This is a genomic window from Bacteroides caecigallinarum, assembly GCF_021531075.1.
Lineage (GTDB): Bacteria > Bacteroidota > Bacteroidia > Bacteroidales > Bacteroidaceae > Phocaeicola > Phocaeicola caecigallinarum_B.
On sequence record NZ_JADYTJ010000120.1, the window covers coordinates 1 to 1,558 of the forward strand.

Annotated in this window: 2 protein-coding genes; both read right to left on the minus strand. The window is 42.9% G+C overall.

Features of this window, described 5'->3' with window-relative positions; translation table 11 throughout:
• Window positions 1-207: 207 nt before the first annotated feature.
• Window positions 208-396, minus strand: coding sequence for a hypothetical protein (locus tag I6E11_RS14570; protein WP_204394739.1), 189 nt, complete (start codon window positions 394-396; stop codon window positions 208-210).
• Between the two features lie 113 nt (window positions 397-509).
• Window positions 510-1,463, minus strand: a complete 954-nt coding sequence (locus I6E11_RS14575) for an IS110 family RNA-guided transposase (protein WP_204394740.1) — start codon at window positions 1,461-1,463, stop codon at window positions 510-512.
• Window positions 1,464-1,558 lie beyond the last annotated feature (95 nt).

Genomic DNA, 1,558 nt, shown 5'->3' on the forward strand with positions numbered 1-1,558 from the left:
ATAAAACCGAGTGTTTTGACAAAAGAAAGATTAGCACTCATGAAAACACAAATGCGGCTATTATACGATGATAAATAGCAACAGCTAAGAATTTAAAAGTTTCATACACGTGTACATAAGTCACAATCTTTGGCGCTTAGCTGTTGAGACCTATTTCATTTTCGGACTATGGTAATTCCAGTAAAAGTCGGCCTTTGGTCTGTATTGTTAATTGGGTGTTACTGCTTGTGGAACTTTAGTAAGCGAGACATTGTATCCAAGCTTTTTAAGTTCGGAAGACAAATATACCTTGCGTTTCTGCTCTATCTTGGATTGCATATATTGTGCACCAAGTTCATGGTAACGGGCTCCCGTACTCAGTATCAGATAAACGGATATCAACTGAGAATGTCCCACTGCAATCAAGGCACGTTTTTTTCCTCTGCGGGCAGCTATACGATGGTATCTCTCACTGAAAAACGTATTCTTTGTACGGGTCGCAGCCCATGCGGCTTCTGTGATTACCGCCTTTACCTGTTTGTTTCCGTGAGTGATTCGTGCGCTTTTTTTTTGCCAGCACTCTCGTTGTTACCCGGAGAAAGACCGGCCCAGGACGAAAGATGCTTTTCTGAAGGGAAGTGGGACATGTCAAGACCTATCTCAGAAACCAGATCCTCTACAACTTTGGTGCTAAAACCGGGAATCTCCCTGAGAAGTTCAAGGACATTATCGTACTTGGACAACAGTCTCTTTATACGTTCGGACAAATCATCAACCAAAGCCTGAGTCTGGTCTATATCCTTTCGGATCATCTGGAGAAGATAAATGTGATGATCTTCAACAAAACCGGTACACGCCTCCAACAACTCTTCCGGACTGGCTGACAGTTTTCCGTGGTAAACTGACTTTATATCATCAAGAGTAAGGACTTTACCTTCACAAAGCATATCAATAAGAGAAGTAGCTGTCGTACCGCTTGTATTGCTTACTACACTTGAAAGCTTGATGTTGCAGTCTTCAAGAATACGCATCATACGGTTCTTCTCTGAAGCTATCTGCTGAATAAGCTTGTTCCGGTAGCGAGTCAGGTCACGAAGCTGACGCTGCTCCTTGGGAGGAATATAGCTCGGCTTGAGAAGACCTGCCAAAAGAAGCTTGCAGATCCATTCGCTGTCCATCTTGTCTGTCTTGTGACCCGGAACATTCTTTATGTGACGGGCATTGACTATCCAGACATTGGGAATGGAATCTTCAAGTACCTTATAAACAGGTTTCCAGTAAACACCGGTACTTTCCATTGCCACATGCGTTACACCATTGGACAATAGCCATTCTTTCAATTCATTCAAAGAACTCGTGAAGGTTTTGAATGAGCGGGTATCACGTTGGATGCCTACTCCGTCTATTGTCGCCACCACAACCTTCAGATGGACGTCGATACCGCAAGCACGCTGTATCAACTGAGGGAATGTCACTTCTGCCATAACTGATACATTTAGGGTTACACTATACAAAGGTAACTTCAGCTTGACTATTTACATTCTCTTTGGCGTGATTTTTTTATCTCATGGGAATTTCA